A 7090-nucleotide genomic window follows, 5' to 3' on the forward strand; every position below is an offset into this window, starting at 1 on the left:
CCAAGGCTGGGGCGCAGATCGCGCATCAGGTCGGCGCCTTCCAGCACCGCAACGGCGGCCGGCATGGCGAACCGCTCTCGCTGAAAGGGCGCGGTCACCACGATGTCCTCTCCGGCGTCGCGGTGCAGTTGGTCGTCGGTCTGGTTTGGCGGGATTGCATTGGCGTTCGCCGGCGTCGGCACCAGCGCCAACAGGGAAACCGTCAGAAGATGTGGTGTCAGGGGCATTCCGGCGCACTTCATCATCGCAGGGAAGGAAGGCGCAGCAGGTATATGTTACAACATTACAAGGCAAGCCCCATCGGCCTGTCCATCTGTCGGCCGACCGCCCGCCGCGCATGGCGACCGCCCCGCCACCGGTAGCACCAGCCCGGGAGTAGAAGGCCGGGCGGGCCAGGCGGTAGCGGGGCCGGTCTGGGCAGGGCCGGCGGTCGGACGCCGGCGCCGGGGGTTCGGCCCCCGAACAATCGTGACGCCGGGTCAGGCCCCGGCGCGCGCCCGATAGGTTTCGCGCATCTGGTCCAGCGGAACCAGCTTGCCGCGCGATTCGATGTGCCAGAACGTCCAGCCGTTGCATGAAGGCAGGCCCTGCACTGCCGCGCCCATCTGGTGGATCGATCCGGAACGGCCGATCTGCTGCCCGCCTTCCAGCGCAAGGCTGCCATCGGCGCGAACCCGCGCACGGTGGCGGCGCTGGCGATCGGTCAGCATCGCGCCGGGTATCAGCATGCCTGTTTCGACTAGCGCGCCAAAGGGCACCCGTGGCGCTGCGCGCGTTTCGCCTGTCACGGCCCGATCCTCGGGGGGAAGCGGTGTAACGGCTGCAATCCGGGCTTCGGCCACCCGTGCGTATTTTTCTTCACGCTCGATCCCAAGCCAGCGCCGGCCCAGTCGGCGGGCGACTGCCCCGGTAGTTCCCGAACCAAAGAAGGGATCCAGCACCAGATCGCCTTCGTTGCTGGTCGCCAGCAGGATGCGATGCAGCAGCGCCTCGGGTTTCTGCGTCGGGTGCGCCTTCACGCCGTCCACCTTTACCCGTTCAGCCCCTGCACAGATCGGCATCACCCAGTCCGAGCGCATCTGCAGGTCTTCGTTCAGCGCCTTCATTGCCTTGTAGTTGAACGTCGGTCGCGCGCCTTGCGACTTGGAGGCCCAGATCAAGGTTTCATGGGCGTTGGTAAAGCGCGTGCCCTTGAAATTCGGCATCGGATTGGCCTTGCGCCAGACGATATCGTTCAGCACCCAGAACCCCAGATCCTGAAGGATCGACCCAACCCGGAAGATGTTGTGGTAGGTGCCGATCACCCACAACCCGGCGTCGGGCTTCATCACCCGGCGCGCTTCTGCAAGCCAGGCGCGGGTGAACGCATCATAATCGGCGAAGCTTGCGAAACGGTCCCAGCTATCGGTCACGGCGTCGACATGGCTGCCGTCCGGCCGGGTCAGGTCGCCGCCCAGTTGCAGGTTGTAGGGCGGGTCGGCGAACACCAGATCGACGCACGCATCGGGCAGCTTTGCCATCTCGGCGATACTGTCGCCCCGCAGAAGCCGGTCTGCCTGCAATCCTCGAACCACGCGCACCCCCAATGTCGTTCCAGTTGTGTCATTCTTTCGCGCACAAGCTGGACGATCATGGATTCAGGCGTCAAGTCATGGTGTTAGCCAGGAGTCCTGAGATATGGAATCGGTCGTTTCCGTTCCGTTCCAGACCCACCACATGCTGAGTCCCGCCGGAGTCGGGAGGCACCACATGTCGGGGCTGTTGCTGAAAAGACTCAATGGTCAGCTTTTGCGAGCCGGGCCGAAACCGGCGCAAAAGATCGCCTGTGATGCAGCGTTGCGCCCAGCCGATCGAGGGCCACCAGATGTTCGGCGGTTCCATATCCGCGATTGCGCACCCAGCCATAACCGGGGCAGGCGCGATCGAGTTCGTCCATCCGCGCATCACGCGCAACCTTGGCCGCGATCGATGCGGCGGCGATCGAGGCCACCTGCCCGTCCCCTCTGATAATCGCGCGTGCGGGCCAGGAAAGCGCCGGCAGCCGGTTACCATCGACCAGCACCATCGACGGCGCGCCGATCTTCGCTGCCAGCGCATCAACTGCGCGCTGCATCGCCAGATGGGTTGCGCGCAGGATGTTCAGGGTATCAATTTCCTCGACCGACGCCTCGGCCACCACCACATGCCGAAGCATGGCGGCAATCGCCTGCCGCCGTCGTTCCGGAACCATTTTCGAATCGCCAAGCCCATCCGGCACGCTTTCGGCGGACAGGCAGACGGCGGCCGCCGTCACCGGCCCGGCAAGCGGCCCGCGGCCCACTTCGTCCACCCCGAACACAAGCCCGGAAAACTCCGCCTCGATACCCCAGCGAAGGCCTTTCACAGCAATGCGAAATTGTGCCCGAGCGGCCCGTGCCCGCGCCCCAGCCCCGGAGCAGCCGCCAGCGCCGCCTGCAGATAGGCACGCGCCCGTTCAACCGCGACTGCAAGCGGCAGCGATTGCGCAAGCCCGGCGGCAATCGCGCTGGCCAGTGTGCAACCGGTGCCATGCGTATGCGGTGTCGACATGCGGGGTGCGCTGAAACGCTGTTCGGCGGCCCGCGTCACCAGCCAGTCGACGACGGTTTCACCAGACAGGTGCCCGCCTTTCGCCAATACCGCCCGCGCACCGGCCGTCATCAGTTCCTGCGCTGCCAGCAGCAGGTCGGCCTCGTCGTCGATCGCCATGCCGGTCAGTGCTTCCAGTTCGGGGGCATTTGGCGTGACGACGGCCGCGCGCGGGATCAACCGCATTGCCAGAGCCTCGACCGCATCGTCGGCCAGCAGCCGCCCGCCACCCTTGGCGACCATCACCGGATCCAGCACGATCGGCACTGCCACGCCATCCAGCGCGTCGGTGACTGCGTCAACCGTTTCTGCATCGCCCAGCATGCCGATCTTGATCGCATCGGCGCCGATGTCATCGAGAACGGCGCGGATCTGCGCGCCAACCACTTCCGGCGGCACCGGATGCACGCCGGACACGCCAAGCGTGTTCTGCACCGTCACGGCGGTTACCGCCGTCATCGCGTATCCGCCCAGCATGGTCACGGTCTTGATGTCGGCTTGCAACCCCGCGCCGCCACCCGAATCCGATCCGGCAATGATCAGCACGCGCGGTATCACGCCGCCTGCTCCACCGCCGAGCACACCGAGGCGACACAGGTTTCCACCAGCCTCTGGTCCAGTCCTTCCGCCATCACCCGCACCAGCGGTTCGGTGCCGGATTTGCGCACCAGCAGCCGGCCATTGTCGCCCAGTGCTTCCTCGGCAGCTACGATCGCCTGCCGGACCGGCGTAGCATCCAGCACCCGCCCGTCGGCGCGCACGTTGCGCAAAAGCTGCGGCCACGGCCGGAAACAATCGAGAACTGCGCTTGCCGGGCGGCCATCGGCCACCAGCACCGCCATCACCTGCAACGCCGCCAGCAAGCCGTCGCCTGTCGTCGCATGATCCGAGAGGATGATATGGCCCGACTGCTCGCCGCCCAGATTGCAGCCATGTTCGCGCATCGCCGCCAGCACATGCCGGTCTCCGACGGCGGTTCGCACCATGCCGACACCGATTTCTGCCAGAAACTTTTCCAGCCCCATGTTCGACATCACCGTCGCCACCAGCGCCCCGCCCTTCAGTTTTCCGGCTGCGGCCTGCGAACGGGCGATCAGCGCCATGATCTGGTCGCCGTCGACCACCTGCCCCTTCTCGTCGACGATGATCAGGCGGTCGGCGTCACCGTCGAGGGCCAGCCCGATGTCGGCGCCGGTTTCCAGCACCTTGGCGGCAAGCGTGCGCGGATGCGTCGATCCTACCTGATCGTTGATGTTGAACCCGTTCGGGGAAACGCCGATCGTCGTAAGTTCGGCACCCAGTTCCCACAGAACGTCTGGCCCCACGCGCCATGCGGCCCCGTTGGCGCAATCCAGCACGACCTTCAGCCCATCGAGCGTAAGCCGCTCGGGAAAGCTGGATTTCACCGCGTGGATGTAACGCCCGCTGGCATCGTCGATCCGGCGCGCACGGCCGATCGCCGCCGATTCAGCAAGCGGCACGCCGGCGTCGATCAGATCCTCGATCTCGGCTTCCTGCTGGTCCGTCAGCTTATACCCGTCGGGGCCGAACAGTTTGATTCCATTGTCGTGAAAAGCGTTGTGGCTGGCCGACAGCATCACCCCCAGATCGGCCCGCATCTCACGCGTGAGCAGTGCGACCGCCGGAGTGGGCATCGGCCCGACCTGCACCACGTCCATGCCGACGCTCGTGAACCCCGCTGTCAGCGCCTGTTCCAGCATATAGCCCGAAAGCCGCGTATCCTTGCCGATCAGCACACGGTGCTTGCGCTGGTCACGCAGCGCCAGATGCCCGGCCGCCTGCCCTACGCGCATCGCCAGTTCGGGGGTCATTTTCTCCCCGTTCGCGCGGCCCCTGATGCCGTCGGTTCCGAAATAGCGCTTCGTCATTTCTTCCTCGCTTGCCCCAGGCACATCCGCACCGCCATTCCGCGACATAAGCCCGCCCCACGGTGGCGGCAAGCAGCGCACATCCCCCACAGAGGTTGACGTCGGCCGTTCGAGCGCGCGAAAGGCAGCCGCGAAAGGAATCCCCATGCCGTTCGACAAGTCGAAGCTTCCCAGCCGCCACGTTTCGGTAGGCCCGACCAAGGCGCCGCACCGCAGCTATTATTACGCCATGGGGCTGACCGAGGAGGAAATCGCGCGCCCGTTCGTCGGTGTCGTGTCGGCGGGCAATGATTCCGCCCCCTGCAACACCACGCTGGACAAGCAGGCCGACTATGCACGCGAAGGCGTGATCGAAGCAGGCGGCCTGCCGAGGCGGTTCAACACCATCACCGTGACCGACGGCATCGCCATGGGGCATCAGGGCATGAAGGCGTCGCTCGTCAGCCGCGAGGTGATTGCGGATTCGGTCGAGCTTTCCGTTCGCGGCCACTGCTATGATGCGCTGGTCGGCTTTGCCGGTTGCGACAAGTCGTTGCCCGGCATCATGATGGGGATGCTGCGCCTCAACGTGCCCTCGGTCTTCGTCTATGGCGGGTCGATCCTGCCGGGCCGCTATCACAACAAGGACGTGACTGTGCAGGACGTGTTCGAAGCCGTCGGCCATTATGCCGCTGGAACATGGTCGCTTGCGGAACTGACCGAGATGGAAAAATGCGCCTGCCCCGGCGACGGCGCCTGCGGCGGTCAGTTCACCGCCAACACCATGGCCTGTGTCGCCGAAGCGATCGGCCTGTCACTGCCGAACAGCAACATGGCCCCTGCCCCCTATAAAAGCCGCGAGGAAGTCGCGCGCGCAGCAGGCCGCGCCGTCATGCACCTGGTGGAACGCAATATCCGCCCGCGCGACATCTGCACCCGGCAGGCGTTCGAAAACGCAGCCCGTGTGGTGGCGGCAACCGGCGGTTCAACAAACGCCGGACTGCACCTGCCGGCGATGGCAAGCGAAGTCGGCATCGAGTTCACGCTGCATGACGTCGCCGAGATCTTCCGCAGCACCCCCTATATCGCCGACCTGAAACCCGGCGGAAAATATGTGGGGCGCGACCTGCACGAAGCGGGCGGCATCTACATGGTGATGAAGGCAATGATGGAAGCGAACCTTCTGCACGGCGACTGCATGACCGTGACCGGCAGAACCCTTGCGGAAAATCTGGCCGACATCCGCTGGAACCCCGACCAGAAGGTGATCCGCCCGGTTTCAAACCCGATCACAAAGACCGGCGGCGTCGTCGGCCTGCGCGGAACGCTTGCCCCGGATGGCGCCATCGTGAAAGTGGCCGGCATGGATCGGCACTTCTTCGAAGGCCCGGCCCGCGTGTTCGACAGCGAGGAAGCCTGTTTCGACGCGGTCGAAAACCGTCGCTACGAAAAGGGCGAGGTGCTGGTCATCCGCTACGAAGGGCCGAAGGGCGGCCCCGGTATGCGCGAGATGCTGGCCACTACGGCCTCGCTCTATGGGCAGGGGATGGGCGATCAGGTTGCGCTGATCACCGACGGCCGCTTTTCCGGCGCAACACGCGGCTTCTGCATCGGCCACGTCGGCCCTGAAGCAGCCGACTGCGGCCCGATCGCGCTGATCGAGGACGGCGACATCATCCGCATCGACGCCGACAAGGGAACGATCGACCTGCTGGTCGATGACACGGTTCTTGCCGCACGGCGGGCAAAATGGCAGCCACGCGTGAACGACTATCAGGCGGGCGCACTCTATCGCTACAGCCAGACGGTTGGCCCCGCCTGGCTTGGCGCGGTCACGCACCCCGGCGCAAAGGCCGAAAAGCACATTTACGCCGACATCTGAAACTGACCCGACAGGGATGGATCAAGGGCAGCGGCCAGACCGCTGCCCTTGTTGTTTCAGCCTTCGCGCGCGATGTCGGATGCGCGCAGGATGGCGGCTTCTACTCGCGGATAGGTGCCGCACCGGCAGATGTTGCTGATGGCTGCACGAACATCGGCGCGGGTCGGCTTCGGGTTGGTCTTCAGCAGCGCCGTCGCCGCCATGATCATCCCCGACTGGCAGAAACCGCACTGCGGCACCTGCTCTTCCAGCCATGCGCGCTGGACCGGATGCGTGCGATCGTCAGACAGGCCCTCGATCGTCGTGACGAACGCGCCCTCGATCGATCCGATCTGCACCTGGCAACTGCGCTGGGCGACGCCGTCGATGTGCACGGTGCAGGCACCGCACAGCCCGGCGCCGCAGCCATATTTCGTTCCGGTCAGGTTCGAGGCGTCGCGCAATGCCCAGAGCAATGGCGTATCGGGGGCCAGTTCATACTCGACGGGCGAGCCGTTGACGGTGAAGCGGGTCATGCACCTGCAAATACCGCAACCGCATCCCGCCTGCAAAGCGATGAAACGTGCAGGGTGCGAATAATACCGAATCGCTCGTGATTCGGGCTGCGACAAATTGGCAAGGCAATGCTTGTCGGCAAGGCGCTCGCTCGTTAGAACAGGAATGCTGACACGAATCCCCGGGGATAAGGACAAGGGAATGATCAACGGATTGGCAAGGGGCTTCAGGGGCCTTG

General features: G+C 65.1%; 7 protein-coding genes. 1 reads left to right on the top strand and 6 read right to left on the bottom strand.

Annotated elements, in window-relative coordinates:
• From AC16JP_RS08315 to glmM, 5 genes are all read right to left on the bottom strand, one after another.
• On the bottom strand, window positions 1-227 hold a 227-nt coding region (locus AC16JP_RS08315), incomplete at its 3' end, for a hypothetical protein (RefSeq protein WP_484340149.1).
• 252 nt (window positions 228-479) lie between these two features.
• Window positions 480-1520, bottom strand: coding sequence for a DNA methyltransferase (locus AC16JP_RS08320; protein ID WP_484340153.1), 1041 nt, complete (start codon window positions 1518-1520; stop codon window positions 480-482).
• Window positions 1521-1774: 254 nt separating this feature from the next.
• Window positions 1775-2383, bottom strand: a complete 609-nt coding sequence (locus AC16JP_RS08325) for a ribonuclease HII (RefSeq protein WP_484340150.1) — start codon at window positions 2381-2383, stop codon at window positions 1775-1777.
• Window positions 2380-3165: a bifunctional hydroxymethylpyrimidine kinase/phosphomethylpyrimidine kinase gene (gene thiD / locus AC16JP_RS08330; RefSeq protein WP_484340151.1), complete on the bottom strand. Its 786-nt coding sequence runs from the start codon at window positions 3163-3165 to the stop codon at window positions 2380-2382. Before thiD ends, AC16JP_RS08325 begins: the two co-directional genes overlap by 4 nt.
• Window positions 3162-4496 carry a phosphoglucosamine mutase gene (gene glmM / locus AC16JP_RS08335; protein ID WP_484340152.1) on the bottom strand — a complete coding sequence of 445 codons (1335 nt, stop codon included), beginning with the start codon at window positions 4494-4496 and terminating at the stop codon, window positions 3162-3164. Before glmM ends, thiD begins: the two co-directional genes overlap by 4 nt.
• 139 nt (window positions 4497-4635) lie before the next feature.
• Between glmM and ilvD the strand changes: the two genes are divergently transcribed.
• Window positions 4636-6357 (top strand): dihydroxy-acid dehydratase, encoded by a 1722-nt coding sequence (gene ilvD, locus AC16JP_RS08340; protein WP_484340154.1) that lies wholly within the window; start codon window positions 4636-4638, stop codon window positions 6355-6357.
• A 56-nt stretch (window positions 6358-6413) separates the two neighbouring features.
• Here the strand turns inward: ilvD and AC16JP_RS08345 are convergent, their stop codons facing one another.
• Window positions 6414-6872 carry a (2Fe-2S)-binding protein gene (locus AC16JP_RS08345; RefSeq protein WP_484340155.1) on the bottom strand — a complete coding sequence of 153 codons (459 nt, stop codon included), beginning with the start codon at window positions 6870-6872 and terminating at the stop codon, window positions 6414-6416.
• Window positions 6873-7090 lie beyond the last annotated feature (218 nt).

This window comes from Sandaracinobacteroides sp., from assembly GCF_057137845.1.